Raw genomic sequence first — 21521 nt, forward strand, 5'->3', positions numbered from 1 at the left:
AGTGAAAAAACAATGTCAGACTCACTGAGTAATTCAAAAGGCATGGAAACGAACTGTATACCTTTTGGGATATTAAAGACTGTGAAAAAGTTGTTGAATCAAACTTCTATTCTTATAACAATAAATTCTAAAGGTCAATTGATAGATGTTAACGAATCCTTCTCAAGTACTTTTAACTATTCTCTATTAGAAATCCACATGCAAGATTATTCGCTCTTGCATTCGGGCTATCACTCTGAAGAGTTCTGGAAGGCCAAGTGGGCTTGTCTTGATGCGGGAGAACAATGGTCGAGCGACCTATGTATGAGAGCGAAAGACGGCCGTGTAATCTGGCTTCGATCTTCTTTTGTCCCGATTCAGAATAATAAACGTGAAATTATAGGATACTTATCTATTTCAACAGATATTACTGAGCAAAAGATGTATGCAAAGTGGAAATACATCGCTCATCATGATGAGTTAACAAACTTACCAAATCGAAGAATGTTAAACAATGCAATAGAGTCTATGATAACGAGGTCAAATCGAATGCATAGAAAAATGGCAGTTTTGTATATGGACATTAATGAATTTAAACGAGTAAATGATACGTATAGCCATTCTGTAGGAGATTTACTATTGCAGGAGGTCGGTAATCGTCTGAAAATAATACCATCCTTAAATAGAAACGTGTTTCATTTAAGTGGAGATGAATTTATTGTGCTAATTGAGGATGTTCACATGATGGAAAAACATATTCTATCCATTTTTAATGTGTTTACGAACACATTTTATATTGGGACAAATGAAATTAAAGTGAGCGTCAGCATAGGTACGAGCATGTATCCTGATGATTGTACAGATGGGACAATGCTTGTCAATTTAGCGGATATTGCAATGTATCATTCGAAATCAAAAGGTGGAAATAGGTATAGTTCATTCAAGACGTCGCTGATTCCTTAATTATCTGGAAGGAGGGATAGCCATCGTAAGAGTTGGAAAGTCCACATAATTACAAATAATAAGAAGGTTTTTCAGATTAGGATGGCGAACATAATTGATTATGAAAAAGAAAAATGTGATTGTCGTAATCGGCATATATTTACTAATTCTATTAAGTCTTCGGATTTCTTGGTTTCACTTTAATTCTACTTACGAATACCCACATGCAAAAGAAGGAGTATTAAATCTCCAAGGCATAGATTTAAATGATGATACCGTTTTGTCATTAGACGGTGAATGGCTATTTTATCAAAATCAAATAATTGATCCTAAAAAAATAGAGATTCCGCTGATATCTCAAAACAATACATTAATAAATGTTCCAGAAAATTGGGAAGGAAAACTTGCGAACGAAGAACAATCACCATTTGGGTATGGGACTTATCGATTGAAAATAGTATTGGATGAGAATCAGGAAGAAGCTTACAGCTTCTATTTTAAAGAAATTAGATCGAGTTCAACTATATTTATTAACGGAAGGAAGGTAGCGGAACAAGGTAGAGTGGCAGAAAGGGCTGACAGATCCATTCAAGACTTTCGACCAATTAGCGTAACAATAGATGGGAAAACAAAAGAAATCGATTTAATAATTCATGTATCTAACTTCGATTCTTCTCGTTCTGGTGGTATTGTAAAATCGATTAAATTTGGAAAGGTTTCATCCGTAAACAAAGCCCAACTCATTGGATACTTATTCCAAATTATTATTGCAACAATATTGTTGCTGCATTGTTTTTATAGTTTAATTATATTTTTTTTAAGTACTAGAAAAATAGAAATGCTCTACTTATCGAGCGCTTTCTTTTTTGCTGCAGCATCTATTTTATTGGATGACGATAAATTAATTTTATATTTATTGCCTTCAATTGGTTTTAGCCTGTGGTTTAAACTAGTTTATATTACATACGCAAGTGGAGTATTTTTCGTTTTGCAATTTTTTAAAGGTGTCCTACATCAATATGTTGAGGGCCGAAAGTGGCTATCTTACACGTACAAAATTCTATCTATTTCATATGTCTTGTTAATCGCAAGTTTTATTTTAGAAATAAATGAAATTACAACAGTGTTGTTTCCAATATTTATGCGTTTGATACCTATTCTAATTTCAATCAATATATATAAAATAATGATAAGCAGTAAAGCGAGTATCATATATTTTCTTCTGGCAACCATTAGTATAGCGTCGAGTATTATTTGGGGTTCTATTAAAACGAATAAGCTTACATCTTTTTCATATTATCCTTTTGAAATTATGTTTGCAGTATTTTTCTTTGCTATATATTGGTTTAATGAATTTATTTATACAACTAAAGAAAGTGAAAAGCTATCTTTAAAGCTGCAAAAAGAAATTAAAAGGAAAGATGACTTTCTAGCAAACACATCCCATGAACTAAGAAATCCACTTCATGGGATTCTGAATATCTCACAAACCATTTTGGAATCTGAAAAGGATAAATTATCAAATGAAGGGAAGAACGATTTGCAGTTGCTTCTTACAATTGGCAGACGAATGTCAATGACTTTGAATGATCTTCTAGATATTTCAAAACTGAAAGACAACGGAATTGTATTGAAAACAACTGAAGTGCAATTGATATCAGTAGTTAATGGAGTATTTGATATGTTGCAGTTTATGAAAGAAGGTAAAAATATTGTATTTGTAAATGAAATATCAAATACATTTCCAAAAGTTATAGCAGATGAAAATCGTTTATTCCAAATTATCTTTAACATACTACACAATGCGGTGAAATTTACGAATGAAGGTGAAATAGTGGTTACTGCTGAGGTGAAGAAAAAATGGGCGGTAATTCATATTATTGATAATGGGATCGGGATAGATGATGAAACTCAGGACACTATTTTTAAGCCATATGAACAAGTAGATTCGGGAATAACGTCTATTTCTGGAGGGATTGGACTAGGGCTAAGTATTTGTGATCAGTTGGTAAAACTTCATGGGGGAGTATTGTCTGTAAAGTCCAGAAAGGGAATGGGTTCAACATTCACATTTACACTTCCAGTTGGTACAAGTGAAGTAAAAGAGAGCAATCTACAAACGGACGCTGCGGTTGTTCCAATGATAGATATAGCAGAAAGGGCCTTACGTAGGAACTTGAATGTTGAAAGATTACGCGTGCTTGTTGTTGATGATAATCCGCTAAATTTAGCAATTGTCGAACGTATTTTAAAAGCCGAAAAATACGAAGTCTTTACGTGTACAAGTGGAAAGGATGCATTGTTTTTATTGGATAAAGGTAATTGGGATCTCGTTATCTCTGACGTTATGATGCCAAATATGTCAGGATATGAACTTACGCAAAAGATTAGAGAAAGATTTACCCTTTCCGAATTGCCTATATTACTTTTGACTGCGCGTAGTCAATTGGAGGATCTTCAAACGGGTTTTTCCTCAGGCGCAAATGATTACGTTAGAAAGCCAATAGAGAAGATGGAACTAACTATGCGGGTTGAGGCACTTACGAATATTAGAGAATCTATAAATGAACGCGTAAGAATGGAAGCGGCTTGGTTGCAAGCCCAAATACAACCACATTTCTTATTCAATACTTTAAATACAATTGCGGCTTTGAGTGAAATAGACCCTCCAAGGATGACGGAGCTTTTGGATAACTTTGGAACTTACTTGGCATCTAGTTTTACTACACAGAATTTAAATCAAGTAATACCTTTAAAAGATGAAATAAAGCTCGTTCAATCTTATTTATACATTGAACAGCAGAGATTTGGGGAACGTTTAGTTATTGATTGGGATTTTGATGCGATTCCAATGATAGAAATACCACCACTTTCTATCCAAACAATTGTCGAGAATGCTATTAGGCATGGCGTTTTAAAACGACCTGAAGGCGGAATTATAACCATCCGGATTGTCAATCACGTGGAATCAATAGAAATATCAGTAGTGGACAACGGTGTTGGGATAGCTCAAGAGAAGTTGAAGGATCTGCTAACGACAAATGTTGATAGTGAAAGAGGAATTGGATTGTTGAATACACATAAAAGACTTATACGTCTCTATGGGAAAGGGCTAATAATAACTAGCTCTCTCAATAAAGGAGTATCCGTTCGATTTAATATTCCAAAAGGTCATCTCTAAAATGTGGAAAGACAATGGACAAAATATCTATTGACTTTTCTTCAAAGAAACTGCATTTGCTCTATTGTACTGTTGATAAGTAAAGGAATGAATGAACATATGGATACTGCTAAAGAGTTAAAAATTAGAAGTATATTTCTAATTATTATTTCACTTATTATTATACTCTCGGTTTTTCGCCTTGCTTGGATATTAAACTATAAACAATCTGTTCATCATTTTGCTCAAAATGGTGTCATTGATTTAAGTGAACTTTCTTTTTTAGAAAATGAAATAGTCGATTTAGATGGGGAATGGGAGTTTTTTCCGAATCAGTTACATGAACAAAGTTCTGAGTTCGCAAATAGTAAGAGAGAATTAATAGCAGTTCCTGGTGACTGGGGTGAACTGTCAAGAAAAGATGAATTAGTAAATTACGGTACCTTTCGATTGAAAATTTTACTTCCAAATAAGAATCAAGAGCTTTATGGTATACATATTCAAGATATATCCTCAGCAGCGAGTGTCTTTGTAGATGAGAAGCTAGAATTTCAAACCGGTCAAGTGGCTGCTTTTGATAGTCAATACAAAAGTAAATTAGGCTCTAATAAGCTTTTCTTTCATGCGGATCGTAGTGAAATAGAATTACTTATTCATGTATCGAACTTTGAAGAATTTATGGAAGGCGGCATTACAAAATCTATTAGATTTGGCTCAATGGAGGCAATAAATAAGAGTGTGAATTTAACTAAAAACGTGCAGCTATTAGTTACAATTATTCTACTTGGGCATAGTTTATATGCTTTTTCATTATATTTTATAAATAGATACAAACGCCGTAAAGAGCTTATTTATTTCGGTGCAATTACTTTTTTTGCAGCTTTTTCCATATTAATAGATGAAGATAAACTGTTGCTTGATTTACTACCAATTAATGCGGGATGGTCTTATATTCTTTTATATGTATCTTTTGCTGGAACATTGTATTTTGTCCTGCGATTTGTGAAGTACATGTTCAATCTACAGAGTATAATATTCCGTTGGCTTTTTAATGCATATGCAGCTTTAATAATTTCTCTATTAATAATTCCGATAAAATATGTGATGTACATCGGCTTTGGTATTATGCTTTTAAATGCATTTTCCTATGTATTTATTACTTTTCAATTGATAAAAGTCATTCAAAATGGCAATAAAACCGCGATTTATATTTTAATTGCTAATACTATAAACCTTTCGAACGTAATATGGGGTGTCGCTATTAACATGAATATGATAGATATTCCTTACTATCCATTCGATTATTTAATTGCCATCAGCGCGTTTGCCGGCTTATTGTTTAGCGAACATTTTCGAATGGTCCGTTTAAATGAAGAGCAGACGATAAAACTTCAAAAAGCTGATAAATTAAAAGATGATTTCTTAGCAAACACATCCCATGAATTAAAAAATCCGCTTCATGCTGTTATTAATATTGCACATACGATCTTAAATGATAAAACGGAAACATTAACAATAAAAAATAGAGAAAATCTGCAATTGCTCGTTCGTGTTGGTCAAAGAATGAAGTTCTTACTGAACGATCTACTTGATTTAAACAGTTTAAAAGAAAAGCGTATCCGTCTCAATAAAGAACCTCTAAATATGCATATTATTGCTTCAGGTGTGTTGGATATGATTCAATTTATGACGGAAGGGAAAGAATTGCAGCTGAACATGGAAATTCCGTCTACATTTCCCTCGGTTTATGGAGATGAGAATAGAATGATTCAGATTTTATTTAATCTTATTCATAATGCTGTTAAATTTACAAATAAAGGTTCTGTAAGTATTGAAGCGAGCTATACGAATCATAAAGCCACTATTTATATAAAAGATACAGGCATTGGAATCAGTGAAGAAATGAAGCAGAAAGTTTTTGAAGCATACGAACAAGTGGATCCCAGCATTACATCTAGTGGGAGTGGAATCGGATTAGGGCTTGTGGTATGTAAGCAATTAGTAGAGTTACATGGTGGAGAAATAACCGTTGAATCGAATCTTGGTAAAGGAAGCGTAATTTCATTTACCCTGCCTTTAGCGAATGCAAAACTTGTTGAATCAGAAAGGATTTCAGAAACTGCAGCTTCTATTCATTTTGATGAGTATTTTGTTGAACCGTCAACTATTTATCCATCCTTTTCGACTACCAATCAGCCAAAAGTAAAATCGAACAGTTTAGTAATATTATTAGTAGATGATGATCATGTGAATTTAAGATTGTTAAGTATGATTTTACAGAAGGAATATGAAGTTATATGCGCATCGGGTGGTTATGAAGCACTAACAATCGTTGAAACAAGAGAGTTGGATTTAGTGATTTCAGATGTAATGATGCCGATAATGTCTGGGTATGAACTCACTAAACAAATACGCAAGCAATTTACAATGTCTGAACTACCAATATTACTTTTAACAGCTCGCAACGATCCTATGGACATCTACACAGGATTTTGTTCAGGAGCGAATGATTATGTTTCCAAACCGATGGATGCGTTGGAATTTGAAATTCGTGTAAATGCATTAACTAATTTAAAAAGGTCAATTAATGAACAACTTCGAACAGAAGCTGCTTGGCTACAGGCACAGATTCAGCCACATTTTTTATTTAATACATTAAATACGATTGCTTCTTTAGCAGAGATAGATACAGAACGAATGATTAAACTTTTTCAGGAGTTCGGAAACTACTTGCGAAAGAGTTTTGATAGTAACAACACACAAGCGGTTGTGCCATTAGCAGATGAATTAGATCTAATTCGTTCTTATTTATATATTGAAAAAGAAAGATTTGCGGATCGGCTAAAAATAGTGTGGGAGATTGATAGTGAAATCGATTTAAAAGTTCCTCCTTTATCAATTCAGCCACTTGTAGAAAATGCTGTCAGGCATGGTGTTTTAAAAAGGGTTGAAGGAGGTACAATCTGTATTCGAATAAAGGATTGTGGTTTATATTTTGAGATTTCAATTATAGACGACGGCGTAGGGATAGAAAAAGAAAGGTTACAAGAACTATTGAAAGTCTATCCAAATCAAAAAGTAGGTATCGGTTTAGCAAATACAAATCGGCGCTTAATAAAGTTGTATGGTAGAGGATTAGAGATTAAAAGTATAGAGGGTGTTGGAACAACTGTTAGTGTCCATATTCCAAATAAAATCGGTTCAAGAAAAAATAATTCGGAGAGAATCACTACAAGATGAGAAGAGGGTAAGAAAGGACTATGGATTTTATAAAATCCATAGTCCTTTCTTTAATGAATTGGATTCCCTTGTAAGATTGAATCATATAGTGAATTTGTCTCATGCTCAGGTAAAATGCCTAAGTCATTGAGCAACACTTTTGTGAATTCATGGTAGGCTTTAACAGCATCACCGCGATTACCAATCTGAACATAATGGTGCATGAGTTGCTGTAATACATTTTCAGAGTATGGATTGTATTGGAGCAGTATCACCAAATAGCGTTGCTTTTTATCAAGGTTATTACTTTCTGAGTAGTAGGTAATCATCTTTTGTAACAACTGTACTAGTTTTTGAAGAATGCTCTGTGCTTGAAGTAAGGCCCATTCATAGCCGTTTCTTTCCATAAAGTTACCATGATATCCTTCAACTATTTGTTCGAAGTCTTGTATATTACCTTTATGTACTGTTGGTGAATCATTGATCATCCGAATGAAATCAATTGAATCGCATTGAAGGTTAGGGAGTTTCAGTATATAGTTTTGATCTAAAAACTCTATAACATTAGGATACCCTAGAGAATTTAATGTGCTTCTTAAATAGGACATAGACGTATGTAATTGGGTCTTAGCTTTTTGATAGTCATTTTCAGGCCAAATCAAATCTATAATGGTATCCCGATTTACATATTCATTATGATGAGCTATAAAAAATGCGAAAAGTTCCTTTGCTTTAGATGTTTTCCATTTTACAGGTATATCATTGTGATACATTATGAATTCATCAAAACATACAATTCGTATGGATGGTGCAGTATTGGTTGTTGATGATACTTGTATTTCATTCAATTGAATTTTTTCTTGAATACGAGTAATCGTTTTTTTTAGTCGTTCCGATAATATTGGTTTCATTAAATAGTCTATCGAATGTAATTCAAAAGCATCAATCGCGTATTCTCGATAAGCTGTAACAAAAACGATAATAATAGTGCTGTCCCAATCTTGAATGAGTTCAGCCAAGTCCAGTCCGTTAAGTCCAGGCATTTCAATATCTAGAAAGGCAACTCTAAAATCCAAATGTTTCATTTCTTTTAACACAGAACTGGCATTTGAAAAAGTTTTAACAACTTCTACAGTTCCCAATTCTGTCAACTTTTTTTCCATATGATTTATAGCTAGTGGTTCATCATCAACTAAAATTGCCCGAATCATGAAAAAACCTACTTTCAAGTATATAGACTATTACTATAATTATACCAAATTTATCCTCACTTACAAACAACTTCGAACAATACATACAAAAGAGATATGAAAACCTTTGTTATAAGCAAAGCGGTCAAAGGGCATGCTTGGTATGTGTGAAAAATTGAAGGAGGTTTTAGGATTAATGTCTTTAAGCAAAGAATTGGAGTCTTTAAAGGGCTTTCGTTGTGACAAACGCTGTGTGTTAAGTGTGTACTTGAATACCAATCCAGGTGATCCGGAACAATTAAATGGGGCATGGAAAATTCATTTAAAAAGCGGTATGAAGCGAATTGAAGAATACTTGAAACTGTCCAAAGATCCAGATGAAATCAAAGCGTTTGGCATTCTGAAGGAAAAAGTAGCGCAAGAAATTGAACATAGTCAGAACAACTTAAATAAAGGAGTAGTGATTTTTGCTTCGATAGAGCCTGAGTTATGGTCCGTTCACTACGTTCAAGTTCCAGTGAAAACGAGTTTTCATTGGGAAGACCATCCTGTGCTTGAGGAAATGGAATACATGTATAAAGCTTATCCCGAAGCGGGAATTATCCTTCCAAGCTTTGGCGAAGTACGTGTTTTGGACACAGCTATGGGTTTTGTTGAAGATGAACTAAAGTATCGATTTGACCCCAATCTTGAGGTGTGGGGAAAACAGAAACGTATGGATCCAACAAATCAACATGTTATTGGGAGTACGAAAGTGGATGATTTGGAACCAAGACTTAAAGAGAACTTGGGAAGGTTTTATAAAGGAATGGCTGATATTGTTGAGAGATTAAAAAAAGAGCGAGGGTGGAGAGAAATTCACATTACAGGCGAGGCGGAACTAGCAAAAGCATTTGCAGAAACCTTGAGGACAATACCGACAAGTTGTATTCACAAAAACTTAAACAACAGCAGCGTGCACGATATTATCCATCAAGTTTTTGAAAAATGAAGAGCCGTGCTATATACTGAAAGGATAGTATAATTTCAGTATATGGCACTATTTTTATCGGTTTAAGTTAGTTCTCTAATCGATTTATTGACATGAAAACACTGAATCTACACTATTCATAAAAAAACTTGGAGGGCATTATGACAAAACATCCATTTATTCCAGTAATTATTGGAACAGATATAAATGCATACAATATGGCAATCTCGTTTCATGAAGAATATAATATAAGACCGATACTTGTAGGAAAAGAAGCTTTATCCTTTACGAGTTTAAGTACGATTATAGGAAACATCGAGTTGGACGTAAACTTCCATAAAAAAGAAAACTTTTTACGATTGTTGAAAAATGTAGCTAGAAAATATGCTCAGCCTGATAAAAAGATGATTTTGATTGGGACAAACGATGCATATGTACGAATGATTTCGGAAAATATGGATGAGTTAGCAAAGGATTATGTGTTTAATTATATTCCAGAATCATTAATGAATACATTATTAGTGAAATCAAACTTTTATAAGTTATGTGCAGAACACGATATCGACACACCGACAACGTTTATATACTCATGTCTAGAAGATGAAACGTTTACCGAGGAAATGCTTTATCCCGTTATTGTAAAACCAAGTAACGGTGTGGAGTACTACTTGAACAGTTTCCCAGGACAGCAAAAGGTATACAAAGTCGATTCAGCAGAAGAAGTGCAAGCTGTCATCGATAAGATTAAAGCGAGCGGATATAAAGAAGATCTCATTATTCAAGACTTCATACCGGGTGACGATACCTATATGTGGGACTCGGTTGTTTATATGAACAGTGCTGGAAAAGCAGAGCTGGTAACGTTTGCCCAAGTAGTGTTGCAAGAGCATACAGTGACAGCCATTGGTAATTACACGGCTGTTATAACTCGATATAATGAAGAGTTAATGATGAAATTAAAAGGTTTTCTAGAAGATATTCATTATGTTGGATTTGCAAATTTCGATTTAAAATATGATGAACGTGATGGTAAATTCAAAGTGTTTGAAGTGAATATTAGACAGGGAAGATCGAGCTATTACATAACTCAGTGCGGACACAATATGGCAAAGTACTTTGTAGATGATTTAATTTATCAAAAAACAAAATCATTGACGCTATTAAATGAAAAGTTCTTATTTACAGTTGTGCCGAAAGTTGTTTTGAAAAAGTTTGTTACAAACAAAGCAATCAATACTGAAGTTCGAGAACTAATCAAAGCTAAGAAATTTGGTAATCCATTATTTTATAAAAAAGATCGCAGTTTCAAACGAAAACTATATTTATTAGCTAGACAAGTTAATTACTATAAAAAGTATAAAGATAATCAGTGGGAATAAATTAAACTTAATAGTTATAAAACCCTAACAAACTCATGAAACTTTACTACTATAAAATAAGTAGTTACAGGAAGTAATTCTTATGCTAAACTAAGATAAATAGAATCATTGGAATTGTCCGAGTATTGTAGAGATTGTGGGGTTTAAACTATGGGGAAATTAAAAAACAGAAAGTTAATGAAACTTATTGGACTAGTATGCGCGTGTACGTTATTGCTAGTAGGATATAAAGAGTCGTATATTATGGAACCCGTAGAGATGGGCGGTATGGTAAGCGTTGCCCACCGTGGTGCATCAGGATATGCACCCGAAAATACCCATGCAGCATTTCGTAAGGGATTGGAATTAGGCGCGGATTTTTTAGAACTGGATTTACATCTATCAAAAGATGGTGAGCTCGTAATCATACATGATGATAAAGTAGATCGTACTACAAATGGCAATGGTTTTGTAAGCGATTACACGCTTGCTGAGTTAAAGAATTTAGATGCAGGTAGTAAGTTTCATAAAAATTTTAAAGACGAAAGAATAATTACATTAGATGAATTGTTTTCGGACTTTTATGGGCAGATAGGTTTGCTAATTGAAATAAAAAAACCGTCAAAATATCCTGGAATTGAAGAAAAAGTAGCTGCGGTTTTGGAAAACTATAGTGATTTAAGTAGTGTGATTGTACAATCTTTTGACATTGAATCAATGAGGAAAATGCATCAACTCGTACCAGACCTTCAAGTTGCTTTACTAATGAAGAGGTCCGCGAGTCAGCTTTCTTCAAAAAAAATTGAAGATCTTTCCTCATTTGCAACCTTTATCAATTTTAATATTTCGCATGTAAACAAACATATTATCGATCAAATTCACAGCTTTGGTGGTAAAGTATTGGTTTGGTCTGCAAAAGATGTACGTTCTATAAATAAAGCCTATCAGTATGGTGTTGATGGAATAATTACAGACTTTTCAATTTGGCCGTTAGAAGATGAAATATTTATTGCAAAAGAATAACAAAAAACGAGTACTTAAAAAGTACTCGTTTTTTGTTATTCTTTTTCGGTAGGATTATTATAACTTTGGTTATTGGATTTAATAGAATCTTTGGCATCTTGCTTAATTTTATCCAATTCTAATTCAGCTTTTTTTGCTGCTTTGTCCGCAACTTCAGACCAGTTAGGCTCGCTGCTTGCTTCGTTACTTGCTTCTTTATTTGCTTTATCGGAATAACTTCTACCGTTCAAAAGAAACGCCTCCATTCCTAACAAAAAGTATCTATATTATTATTCCCAGTCTTGTTCAGATTTAAACAACAGATAAACAAATAAACACCAAAAAACGAACTAGGTATAAGTTAACGGTCCTGTGTTTGATATAGCACCGTTATTAACCTAGTTCTCATTTGGCGTTTGTATACTCGCTTGTTTCTTCGGAAATGATGTCGTCTAAAGAATAATAAAGATTGTCCTCAGAATCATGCAATAGGCGAGTGCATTGGCCGTTATCGGCTATAAATACCATCCGATTTAATTGTATTTTTCCGGTACAAATAGTAAAGGAATGACTTTCTTGCTGCATTTTTAGATCGGTATAATGAATAATATCGTGAATTAAATCCGATAAGTCATTGTACTCTGTAAATATATAGTGTTTATTCACCAGATAGGCTTTCATCTTGAACACCTCATTTACTTATTTTTTAAACTCTTGAAATACATAAAACTATTATAGAAACTTATATGAAAGTCGGAACTCCTAATTCTTTAGTTTATTGGACGAATTTCGAAATGAGTCTGTTACTATATGTTCATGTTTGAAAAGCATTTATATCTATAAATTTATTATATAGTAGTTTAGGTGGTCTGCCTACTGAGGAATGTTAATATTCGGAATATTGTCAGATTTTTTTCATGTTGTGAATTTATAAATCGGAGTTTTTAAAACTTGCCATTGTTTTTAAAAAGGACAAAAGAGCTACCTTATCGGTTTGTTGGAGTTCGATTCCTTGAAATGTAACAGAGGTATTTAAAATGTTTTCCATTTCAAATTTATTTGATTTTTTGCTGTTTTTTTCTGAAAAGGAGTTTTCAACAGTTTCGAATTGGTCTGGAAGAAATCCAGCAAGTCGTAAAAGTTCGTTTGGGTCTGCATCTAATGGTGCTGCAAGTGAATATATAGATTCTCGGGATGGCTTGTATCTTCCTTTTTCTAATGAAGCTATGAAAGAATAACTTAGATTTGAAAGGTCAGCTAAATGACGTAACGTCATATTCTTTTGTTTGCGCAATTGGTGGATTCTTCTTCCAAATTCATTCATTCTGTTTCACGTCCTATTTTATGGTTTTATTAGTGTGGAAAAGTATTGGTATTTAATTTTCTGTTATATTAAATCCCTTTAATATACATAATGTTTGATGAGTCTCTTTTCATAATAGCTTAAACGAGAGGAAAAACATAGAAAATCGATGGAATATGAATTTAAATGTCATTATATTCGTTGAATTTCGAAGGATTTAATTAATAATTTTGTAAAAAGATTAATTTTCCTCCGAAATGTGTTGACTAAAAGAACAAATCTGTTTATAGTGTGTTGTAAGACGAAACAAAACATTTCGAATATTTAAGTCTATTCATATTAAAAATAATTAAACATATTTTTTTACGCAAAATGTTTTGTTTTTCTACACAAGTATATTTAATAAATAATGAAAGGGGATGCCTACTTGATAGCAAACAATATAAAAAAGATGCGTCAATCCAAACATATTACGCAGGCAGAAATGGCGAACCAAATCGGAATTGGTCGGACGGCTTTATCAAAAATAGAAAATGGTGTTTATTATCCAAGTGCTACTACTATGAAAAAGATATCGGATTATTTGAATGAACCACTAGGGGATGTTTTTTTTAATTCAGATGTGTTGAGAAACGACACGAAGGAATTTAGTGAATAAATAAGAGATAAATGAAAAGGAGTGAACGTCACAATGATAAAACGAGGAAAATTCAATATGAGTCTGTTACTTTTAGCAATCATTTTCTTAATGTGTTTTTCATTTCCTATATTAACAGATGCAAAAAACGAAACTGAACCTAAAGTTTTGGTTATGTTCACATCGAAATCTGGAGAAATTGACGAAAATACCTTAACAGTGGATATGATTGTTGGCCATTTTACAACGGATATTACCATTAAAAATAGCCAAGATGTAAAGAAGTCTGATTTGGTAGGGGTTACACATTTAATCTATTACGGACAGGTTGCTAAGAAAGAAATGGCTTCGTTTCATCATTTATTTGAAGGTTATTCAGGCCATTTTATTGCAATTGGATATAATTCGGAGCGCCTCGGGGAAAGGTTTTCTTTTGTCAATACATTACATGAGGTGAAAGTAGATCGGATTTTTGAAACGAAAAATAAAGATAAAGAACTAACCATTACTCCCGAATACGTAATTGATATCGAAATTGTTAAAGAAAGTGATGTGTTAGTTCAAGGGAAAATGTCAAGTCAAGGAAAATCTACTCCTGTGGTTGTAAAAAATGATAAAAATCTATTTATTGCATTTGATGAATTATCATTTCCCAAATACTCAATTATAGGCGAAGTACTTCATGAGTCTTTTCAGTCAAATCATGAAAAATCACATCCTGCATACATTCGTCTAGAGGATATTCACCCTCTTGTGAATCCGATTAAAATGGAGGAAATTACAGATATATTAATTCAGAAAAAAATACCCTTTATGATGGCCGTCATACCGGTCTATACAAATCCCGAAACAGGAAAAGAATATCACTTTTCCGATTCACCAAAGTTATTGAAGGTGTTAAAGAATGCCCAGGAAAATGGTGGGAGTATTGTTTTACACGGCTACACACATCAATATCGGGAAAGTGAAACAGGGGAAGGCTTTGAATTTTGGGATGTCGACAACAATACTCCTATTTATGCGGAAGCTAATGAAGAATTTGTTTTAAAAAAAGAAAGCGAATTCGCAACTATAGATGAGTATGAAAAGTATACAGAGGAATTAGTTGCTTTTGAAAGTAATTATATACGAAAAAGAGTCACGAGAGGAATACAAGAATTAACGAACTATGGATTATACCCTTTAGCTTTTGAAGCTCCACATTATACAATGTCACAAAATGGTTACAATGTTCTAGCAGAATTTTTTTCAACTTACGTGGGCCAAGTCCAGTTAAGTGATAAGGACTGGGAGGTAATGGGCTCAGCACCATATGCCACAAATCCTTCATTTTTAAAGGGCATGCATTTATTACCTGAAACTATGGGGTATATACGACCTAATGATCCTCAAGCGGTTGAAAAAATGTTGAGTCAAGCTGAAATTTATCAATATACAAGAGATGGAATACTGGGGGCTTTTTATCATCCATATCTAGGTGTAAATAGATTTAAGGACATGCTTATAGAAATGGAGAAACTACCAGATATATCTTGGATTGATTTAAAGAAGATGGATGTATGGGTTAAGGTAGAAAATGTTGAAATTAGTACTGTTTATGGACAAGTTGTTACAAAAGTTAGTCGTGGCGGGCTATTAATGTCATCTATGGATTTTCCTGCTTATCATTTACAGCGTATTACGGATAAGGTTGTTTGGATAATGGCTGTGGTTGGTGGAATAGCTGTACTACTATTCATTGGATTCACTCTAATGTTATCTAGTAGAAATATGAAAATGGAGGGGTGATTGAATTGACAAATCTATTATTATATATATCTCTATTCTTAATATGGACAATGTTGTTTTACCATGCCTTTCTCATGGTGGGGGGGTACTTTCATTCATTAAAATATAAGTCTTTTGAAAAAGAGTTGTTAAGCGAATCTCGAAATTTACCTACAGTAAGTATTTTAATACCTGCGCACAATGAAGATGTAGTTATTGAAAATACTTTGAAGTCTATGATCCGACTAAATTATCCTAAAGATAAGTTAGAAGTAATTGTTATTAATGATAATTCTAGCGATGACACTGGCTCTATTGTTGATGCTTACGCAGAGCAATATCCATTTATAAAGGCCTTGCACACAAAGCCGCCGAATGCAGGTAAGGGGAAATCTGGAGCTCTTAACAAAGGGTTCAAAAAATCAACAGGTGAAGTTATTATAGTATACGATGCGGATAATACACCTGAACCCGATGCAGTTTATTATCTCGCATTAGGATTACAAAATGATGAAAAAGCGGGTGCAATTGTTGGGAAATTCCGTGTTGTAAATGCAAATAAAAATTTACTGACAAAGTTAATAAATATTGAAACATTAACATTTCAATGGTTGGCACAAGCAGGACGCTGGTTCTGGTTTAAGATGTGTACAATTCCGGGAACAAATTTTGCTATCCGGAGATCCATTTTAGAAAGATTAAATGGGTGGGATGAAAAAGCTCTATCCGAAGATACCGAATTGAGTATTCGGGTATATGATTTAGGATACTATATCCGTTTTTTTCCTTCGGCAATTACTTGGGAACAGGAACCGGAAACTCTGCGTGTTTGGTGGAGGCAAAGAACTAGGTGGGCAAGGGGGAATCTATATGTTATTTTTAAATATCTATTCCGATTACACAAGCTGAAAAACAGAAAAGTGTTTATCGATATATTTTATTTCTTGTTCACATACCTAATGTTTTTTGCAGGGATTTTGATATCTCATTCAATCTTTGTTGTAAATATATTTTATGATTTGGAATTGAAAATCGGCATCGTTTCTTACGTTTTACTTATTGTCGGTTTTCTACTATTTGTAACGGAAGTTTGCCTGGCACTCAGTATGGAACAAAAGCAATTAACTGTGAAAAATTTCTTTGTAGTATTGTTCATGTACTTTACTTACTCACAATTATGGATATTACTTGTTGTCTATTCATCAATTCTAGAAATCAAAAGGGTACTATTTAAACAAGAAGCGAAATGGTATAAAACAAAACGTTTTCAACAAACATCATGATAATAGAAAAGGGGTAATATAAATGGTGAAAATAACACCAATATTTGGAGTAAGACCGAATGTTGAACATTTTGAGACTAGAATAAGAATAAATAGTAGGTATTTATCGTTCCCAGAGGGATTTGAAAATCTAGTTCCAAAGAAGAAGGAGATGACTCATAGTGTGGGTCTTTCAAAATGAGGTTCTGGTTGTCTCTTATCATTGGAATTATTGTGATAGGTGGTTTATTAACTTTGATTTATAAAAATAATGAAGATCAAAAAGAAATAGCGGACACTGAAGCTTTTATCGGAAAATGGTTAACCAATAAAAATGGAACTCTATCTACATATATAAAAGAAGGAGACAAAGTGGATAGTGAATTTGTAAAAGGTAGGGAAACGTTATCAGAATCGATAGGAATATGGATGGAATATCTAATCGTGAAGGATGATCAAATAAAATTTGAAAAGGCTTATACAGTTTTTATGAATAACTTTTTTGAAAAAGATGGTTTTATTCGATGGAAATTGACTGAAACTGGTGATAGTAAAGCTTCTGCAAATGCACTCGTAGATGATCTGCGAATCCTGGAAGCTTTATTTGCCGCAAGCGAAAGGTGGGATGATCAACGTTATGAAAAATCGGCTAAAAGTATCAGTAACTTCTTGATGAACTTTAATGAAAAAGAAAATGTATTAACTGATTACTATGTTAAGGGAGGGGGTGCTGGTCCATACATTACGCTTTCCTATATAGAACCAAAGGCATTATCTAGACTTGATACACTCGGATTAATAGATAAAGTCATTTATGAGAATATGCTGAGTATATTAGCGAATGCCCAGTTAGACGGCTCATTTTTTCCAAAAGCATTTGATGTAGATAAAGGTATTTATCTATACGATACGAAAGTGAATATGATTGATCAGGCACTAGTTGCCTTGTACCGTTCTAAAGAAGACTATTCGACAAAAGAGTTTTTGAATTTCATTAAAAATGAAATAGAAGTACAAGAAAAAGTTTATGGTCAATATGATCGGAAAACCGGTAAAGCAGTGGTGAAGTATGAATCACCATCAGTTTATGGATGGTTAATATTATACTGTCTAGAAGTAAAGGAGTACCCATTAGCCCAACAATTATATGAAAGAATGATTCATTTTAAATCTAAGGAGCCTGAATATACGGGTGGATATTCCGTGAATGATGACAATACGCATATTTTTGATAACTTAGTTCCGCTTTTAGCAGAGATTGAAATGATTCAACTAAAATTGATAAAATAATGTATACGTATAGTAATATACCTACCCCTGAATAGTAATTTAAATTCGGGGTTTTTATTATAGGAGTGTATTTATATGTAGTGCATGTAGGACAGGCTATGATACACTAAAAAGAGCAGATTGAAAGTAGGGGTAAAGATGTCCTTTTTAGATAATATGGATGATGTTTTTAAAGAAAAATGGAAGTTCCAGCATGAGCTTCCTGTACAAACACAAATGATACCAGCAATGATTTCTGGTAAAGACATTGTGGCGGAGTCACCAACAGGCACAGGGAAAACGCTTGCTTATGTTCTTCCGATTCTACAGCTTGTTGACAGTCAAAAAAAGCAGACACAGGCTCTTATTGTAACTCCATCTCAGGAGTTGTCTATGCAAATTGTGAATGTTATTCGTGACTGGGTTGAAGGAACAGACATTACAGTGACACAGCTAATAGGCGGAGCAAATATCAATCGTCAATTAGACAGATTAAAAAAGAAGCCAACGATTGTAGTTGGAACTCCTGGCCGACTTGATGAACTTGTTAAGACAAAAAAGCTGAAAATGCATGATATTCGCTATATTATTCTTGATGAAGGTGATCAGTTATTATCAAGAGATCACCGAGTTGCTGTGAAAAATATGATTGAGAACTCGAATCCCGAGCGTCAAATTGCTGTCGTTTCCGCAACAATTACAGAAGAAATAGAAATCATTGCAAACAAGTTTATGAATGATCCACTTCGAATTCAAGTTTCTTCTGAAGAAATGCCAAAATCAGGGAAAATTGTTCACTCATTTGTGAAAACGGATATACGTGATAAAACTGATCTATTAAGGGGACTTTCTCATCTTAAAAAGATTCGTGCTCTTGCATTCATTAACAATGTAGATCAAGTTCGGATGAGAGAGATGAAACTGAATTACAACAAAGCTCCAATCGTTGTTCTTCATTCTGACATGAAAAAGTTTGAACGTCAGCAAGCACTAGAAAGTTTCCGTAAAGGGGATGTCAGTGTTTTAATAGCGACGGATCTGGCAGCTAGAGGTCTTGACATTGAAGGTTTGACACATGTAATTCATGTTGATGTCCCGCATACAGTTGAACAGTATTTACATCGCTCTGGTAGAACAGGTAGAGCTGGAAAAGATGGTGAAGTTTTAACATTCTTATCTTATACAGAGGAACGGGATTATCGAAAACTTACAAAAGGTATTAAACCGGTACAAAAAGTATGGCGTGACGGTAAATTGCTGGAGAAGCCAGCAAAAACAGAAGTAATAAAAAGAAAGAAATAAAAAAAAGGGCGATTCCAAAATCCAGTTAAGCTGGATAGTGGAACCGTCCTTTTATAATTGTGTTAGAATAATCGGCTTGCCTTTAGTAACAATTATTGTATGTTCAATTTGGGCAACGAGTGAATTATCTTCTGTAATGAATGTCCATCCATCACCGGATTCAATAATATTCTCGGCTTTTTCAGATATGAAGGGCTCAACAGCAAGTACCATTCCTTCTACTAAAAGTGTTTTATCCCAAGGATCATAATAATTTAAGATGTGCTGTGGTTCTTCATGCAAAGACTTTCCAATACCATGACCAGTTAAATTTCTAATAACTGCTAATCCATGACTTTTAGCTTCTTTTTCAACTGCTTTACCAATGCCGCTTAGACTAGATCCTGCTTTTACTTTAAGCATTGCACGATCAAATGCGCTTTTAGCAACGTCGCATAATTGTTGTTTTTTAGCATCAGGTGTACCAGCGACAAAAGAAATCCCTGTATCTGCAAAATAACCGTCAATTGAACCAGAAACGTCAATGTTTACTAGGTCACCATCTTTAATGACTCTTGGACCGGGCATACCATGCGCGACTTCATTTCCAACGCTTATACATGTGTATCCTGGAAAGTCATAAGCTGAGATCGGAGCAGAAATCGCACCTCTTTCTTCAAATAATCTTCCACCAAGTTCGTCAATTTCTTTTGTAGTCATACCGGGCTTTGTAGCTTCTTTCATTATATCTCTAATTTCGGCAACGATTTTACCGATTTTTTTTAGAGCTGCTATTTCCTGTTCGGTTTTCGCAATCACTTAACACAAATCCTTTCTTTCGTTCCTTTATTTATATACCACACTATATCATATTGCTAAGCATAAAAAAGCCTACAACTCTTGAAAATGTTGTAGAACTTATTATTGGTTTTGTAACATTACCTTTATTTTATTAATCTAATGCCTTGTACAATATTCCAGATGAAAATAATCGCGGTTATCAGTCCGTAAATAAGCATAAAAAAGAGTGGACTGATATTCCAAAAGCTTGAATTTCCTTGCATCATATCAAACATTCTATTTTCCAAAGAAAAGATCGATAATGAAAATAAGATGAATCCGACTATAAGTAAAGCGATAGGAATGATATGTGAAATAAAAGAACGTTTAGCATGGGATCTAACTTCCGTATCATTAGTTACTAAATAAATTATAATGGGAAGAAGCAATGGGGAGAAGAGAATACTGAAATAGCTTAATGCGGATAACATTTTATTACTCGGCAATGGTAATCAGCTCCCTTATTCGTATCATGTATAAAGGAGAGGTAGATTATACAACTAAATAAAAAAAATACACCACAAATCAAATAGAAGATGAGTGGTGTATTTTATATGTTTTTGATTTATTCTTCCTGGGAAGAATAAAAATTGTGACGAATAATACCATTACCAGAAATAAAGCTGCGGATGATACAAAGAGTTCTTCGAATCCATTTTTGACAGCAATACCTGTGAAAACCCAGATGAAAACTAGAGTAAATGCGATATCATGGTAGTGATAGATGAAGTGGAGTGCAATTGCTGTAGCAATCGTTAGATAAATAACTGTCCAAAGTGGAGCACTTAACCCCCAATCAGACCATTCATGAAGTGTTAAGACATAAAGTATATTTGTAATGAATGTGAAAATAATCCATGCCAGGTAAACTGCAATCGGTATTCGTCCAAAGAGACGATTACTATCTCTTGGATAAGTTAGATAAAGTAAGCTCAACGTTACAAGAAGTGCTGCAAGTGTTATAAAAGATAAAGTGAAAAATTCGTAATGCCAAAGCATAATCTGAATAATATTAAAAACTGAACCCAAAATGAAGAAAATTGATCTTCGAATAGATAAGGGGTGTACTAAATTATTGCGTTCCTTCCAAAAACCGAAAAGCCATACAGCTATAAGTGAATATATGACGAACCATATTAACAGTACGTAGCTTGCAGGTGTAAAAAGAATTGGAATTCGATTTGAAATCTCAACGTAAGTACTTCCGTTGAATGGCACTATATTTGCTGCTCCATTGACAATAACAAGGGCAATGAACGAAAGGGTCATGATAAAGATTCTTAGCATATTTAATATCCTCCTACTTAGACCAGTATACATATGAAAAGAGTGTTCTGCGGAA

General features: G+C 33.8%; 19 protein-coding genes. 12 read left to right on the forward strand and 7 right to left on the reverse strand.

Going from position 1 to position 21521, the window contains the following annotated elements; translation table 11 throughout:
* The first annotated feature begins 12 nt into the window (after nt 1-12).
* The 3 genes from ACFSFY_RS06970 to ACFSFY_RS06980 all read left to right on the forward strand — a co-directional run bounded on the left by ACFSFY_RS06970 (nt 13) and on the right by ACFSFY_RS06980 (nt 7321).
* Nucleotides 13-942, forward strand: a complete 930-nt coding sequence (locus ACFSFY_RS06970; protein ID WP_381536586.1) for a diguanylate cyclase domain-containing protein — start codon at nt 13-15, stop codon at nt 940-942.
* Nucleotides 943-1042: 100 nt separating this feature from the next.
* On the forward strand, nt 1043-4102 hold the full coding sequence (locus ACFSFY_RS06975; RefSeq protein ID WP_381536685.1) for a hybrid sensor histidine kinase/response regulator: 3060 nt from the start codon (nt 1043-1045) through the stop codon (nt 4100-4102).
* Nucleotides 4103-4201: 99 nt separating this feature from the next.
* Nucleotides 4202-7321, forward strand: coding sequence for a hybrid sensor histidine kinase/response regulator (locus ACFSFY_RS06980; RefSeq protein WP_381536588.1), 3120 nt, complete (start codon nt 4202-4204; stop codon nt 7319-7321).
* Nucleotides 7322-7371: 50 nt separating this feature from the next.
* On the opposite strand, the gene ACFSFY_RS06985 is transcribed toward ACFSFY_RS06980, so the two are convergent.
* Nucleotides 7372-8511: a response regulator gene (locus tag ACFSFY_RS06985; protein ID WP_381536590.1), complete on the reverse strand. Its 1140-nt coding sequence runs from the start codon at nt 8509-8511 to the stop codon at nt 7372-7374.
* 175 nt (nt 8512-8686) lie between these two features.
* On the opposite strand from ACFSFY_RS06985, the gene ACFSFY_RS06990 reads away from it, so the two are divergent.
* The 3 genes from ACFSFY_RS06990 to ACFSFY_RS07000 all read left to right on the forward strand — a co-directional run bounded on the left by ACFSFY_RS06990 (nt 8687) and on the right by ACFSFY_RS07000 (nt 11841).
* Nucleotides 8687-9481, forward strand: a complete 795-nt coding sequence (locus ACFSFY_RS06990; RefSeq protein ID WP_381536592.1) for a VLRF1 family aeRF1-type release factor — start codon at nt 8687-8689, stop codon at nt 9479-9481.
* Nucleotides 9482-9621: 140 nt separating this feature from the next.
* Entirely contained in the window at nt 9622-10839 is a 1218-nt protein-coding gene (locus tag ACFSFY_RS06995; protein ID WP_381536594.1) for a carboxylate--amine ligase, read from the forward strand.
* 150 nt (nt 10840-10989) lie between these two features.
* On the forward strand, nt 10990-11841 hold the full coding sequence (locus ACFSFY_RS07000) for a glycerophosphodiester phosphodiesterase (RefSeq protein WP_381536595.1): 852 nt from the start codon (nt 10990-10992) through the stop codon (nt 11839-11841).
* A gap of 35 nt (nt 11842-11876) precedes the next feature.
* On the opposite strand, the gene ACFSFY_RS07005 is transcribed toward ACFSFY_RS07000, so the two are convergent.
* From ACFSFY_RS07005 to ACFSFY_RS07015, 3 genes are all read right to left on the reverse strand, one after another.
* On the reverse strand, nt 11877-12071 hold the full coding sequence (locus ACFSFY_RS07005; protein ID WP_381536598.1) for a hypothetical protein: 195 nt from the start codon (nt 12069-12071) through the stop codon (nt 11877-11879).
* 154 nt (nt 12072-12225) lie between these two features.
* Nucleotides 12226-12501, reverse strand: a complete 276-nt coding sequence (locus ACFSFY_RS07010; RefSeq protein WP_381536600.1) for a hypothetical protein — start codon at nt 12499-12501, stop codon at nt 12226-12228.
* Nucleotides 12502-12748: 247 nt separating this feature from the next.
* Nucleotides 12749-13144 carry a helix-turn-helix domain-containing protein gene (locus tag ACFSFY_RS07015; protein WP_381536602.1) on the reverse strand — a complete coding sequence of 132 codons (396 nt, stop codon included), beginning with the start codon at nt 13142-13144 and terminating at the stop codon, nt 12749-12751.
* A 406-nt stretch (nt 13145-13550) separates the two neighbouring features.
* Here ACFSFY_RS07015 and ACFSFY_RS07020 point away from each other — a divergent pair, with 406 nt between their 5' ends.
* From ACFSFY_RS07020 to ACFSFY_RS07045, 6 genes are all read left to right on the forward strand, one after another.
* Nucleotides 13551-13781 carry a helix-turn-helix transcriptional regulator gene (locus ACFSFY_RS07020; RefSeq protein ID WP_381536604.1) on the forward strand — a complete coding sequence of 77 codons (231 nt, stop codon included), beginning with the start codon at nt 13551-13553 and terminating at the stop codon, nt 13779-13781.
* A gap of 33 nt (nt 13782-13814) precedes the next feature.
* Nucleotides 13815-15548 (forward strand): DUF2334 domain-containing protein, encoded by a 1734-nt coding sequence (locus tag ACFSFY_RS07025; protein ID WP_381536606.1) that lies wholly within the window; start codon nt 13815-13817, stop codon nt 15546-15548.
* Nucleotides 15549-15553: 5 nt separating this feature from the next.
* Nucleotides 15554-16810: a glycosyltransferase family 2 protein gene (locus tag ACFSFY_RS07030; RefSeq protein WP_381536608.1), complete on the forward strand. Its 1257-nt coding sequence runs from the start codon at nt 15554-15556 to the stop codon at nt 16808-16810.
* A gap of 22 nt (nt 16811-16832) precedes the next feature.
* Complete coding sequence (locus tag ACFSFY_RS07035) at nt 16833-16991, forward strand: hypothetical protein (RefSeq protein ID WP_381536609.1); 159 nt, start codon at nt 16833-16835, stop codon at nt 16989-16991.
* Entirely contained in the window at nt 16988-18079 is a 1092-nt protein-coding gene (locus tag ACFSFY_RS07040) for a glycosyl hydrolase family 8 (RefSeq protein ID WP_381536610.1), read from the forward strand. The genes ACFSFY_RS07035 and ACFSFY_RS07040 overlap by 4 nt, the downstream gene beginning before the upstream one ends.
* A gap of 138 nt (nt 18080-18217) precedes the next feature.
* Nucleotides 18218-19360, forward strand: a complete 1143-nt coding sequence (locus ACFSFY_RS07045; RefSeq protein WP_381536612.1) for a DEAD/DEAH box helicase — start codon at nt 18218-18220, stop codon at nt 19358-19360.
* 51 nt (nt 19361-19411) lie between these two features.
* On the opposite strand, the gene map is transcribed toward ACFSFY_RS07045, so the two are convergent.
* The 3 genes from map to ACFSFY_RS07060 all read right to left on the reverse strand — a co-directional run bounded on the left by map (nt 19412) and on the right by ACFSFY_RS07060 (nt 21466).
* Nucleotides 19412-20158, reverse strand: a complete 747-nt coding sequence (map, locus tag ACFSFY_RS07050) for a type I methionyl aminopeptidase (RefSeq protein WP_381536613.1) — start codon at nt 20156-20158, stop codon at nt 19412-19414.
* Nucleotides 20159-20283: 125 nt separating this feature from the next.
* Nucleotides 20284-20610 carry a magnetosome magnetite crystal formation protein family gene (locus ACFSFY_RS07055; protein ID WP_381536687.1) on the reverse strand — a complete coding sequence of 109 codons (327 nt, stop codon included), beginning with the start codon at nt 20608-20610 and terminating at the stop codon, nt 20284-20286.
* A gap of 94 nt (nt 20611-20704) precedes the next feature.
* Nucleotides 20705-21466: a tryptophan-rich sensory protein gene (locus tag ACFSFY_RS07060; RefSeq protein WP_381536614.1), complete on the reverse strand. Its 762-nt coding sequence runs from the start codon at nt 21464-21466 to the stop codon at nt 20705-20707.
* Between the last annotated feature and the right edge of the window lie 55 nt (nt 21467-21521).

This window comes from Sporosarcina siberiensis (genome assembly GCF_042681925.1).
In the GTDB taxonomy this organism is placed as follows: Bacteria; Bacillota; Bacilli; order Bacillales_A; family Planococcaceae; genus Sporosarcina; species Sporosarcina siberiensis.

Coding starts and splice junctions, on each gene's coding strand:
- ACFSFY_RS07015 (WP_381536602.1), bottom strand. CDS start 13,144: ATGAATGAATTTGGAAGAAGAATCCACCAATTGCGCAAACAAAAGAAT.
- ACFSFY_RS06990 (WP_381536592.1), top strand. CDS start 8,687: ATGTCTTTAAGCAAAGAATTGGAGTCTTTAAAGGGCTTTCGTTGTGAC.
- ACFSFY_RS06975 (WP_381536685.1), top strand. CDS start 1,043: ATGAAAAAGAAAAATGTGATTGTCGTAATCGGCATATATTTACTAATT.
- ACFSFY_RS07045 (WP_381536612.1), top strand. CDS start 18,218: ATGTCCTTTTTAGATAATATGGATGATGTTTTTAAAGAAAAATGGAAG.
- ACFSFY_RS07035 (WP_381536609.1), top strand. CDS start 16,833: ATGGTGAAAATAACACCAATATTTGGAGTAAGACCGAATGTTGAACAT.
- ACFSFY_RS07055 (WP_381536687.1), bottom strand. CDS start 20,610: ATGTTATCCGCATTAAGCTATTTCAGTATTCTCTTCTCCCCATTGCTT.
- ACFSFY_RS07025 (WP_381536606.1), top strand. CDS start 13,815: ATGATAAAACGAGGAAAATTCAATATGAGTCTGTTACTTTTAGCAATC.
- ACFSFY_RS07040 (WP_381536610.1), top strand. CDS start 16,988: ATGAGGTTCTGGTTGTCTCTTATCATTGGAATTATTGTGATAGGTGGT.
- ACFSFY_RS06985 (WP_381536590.1), bottom strand. CDS start 8,511: ATGATTCGGGCAATTTTAGTTGATGATGAACCACTAGCTATAAATCAT.
- ACFSFY_RS07010 (WP_381536600.1), bottom strand. CDS start 12,501: ATGAAAGCCTATCTGGTGAATAAACACTATATATTTACAGAGTACAAT.
- ACFSFY_RS06970 (WP_381536586.1), top strand. CDS start 13: ATGTCAGACTCACTGAGTAATTCAAAAGGCATGGAAACGAACTGTATA.
- ACFSFY_RS07060 (WP_381536614.1), bottom strand. CDS start 21,466: ATGCTAAGAATCTTTATCATGACCCTTTCGTTCATTGCCCTTGTTATT.
- ACFSFY_RS06995 (WP_381536594.1), top strand. CDS start 9,622: ATGACAAAACATCCATTTATTCCAGTAATTATTGGAACAGATATAAAT.
- ACFSFY_RS07000 (WP_381536595.1), top strand. CDS start 10,990: ATGGGGAAATTAAAAAACAGAAAGTTAATGAAACTTATTGGACTAGTA.
- ACFSFY_RS06980 (WP_381536588.1), top strand. CDS start 4,202: ATGGATACTGCTAAAGAGTTAAAAATTAGAAGTATATTTCTAATTATT.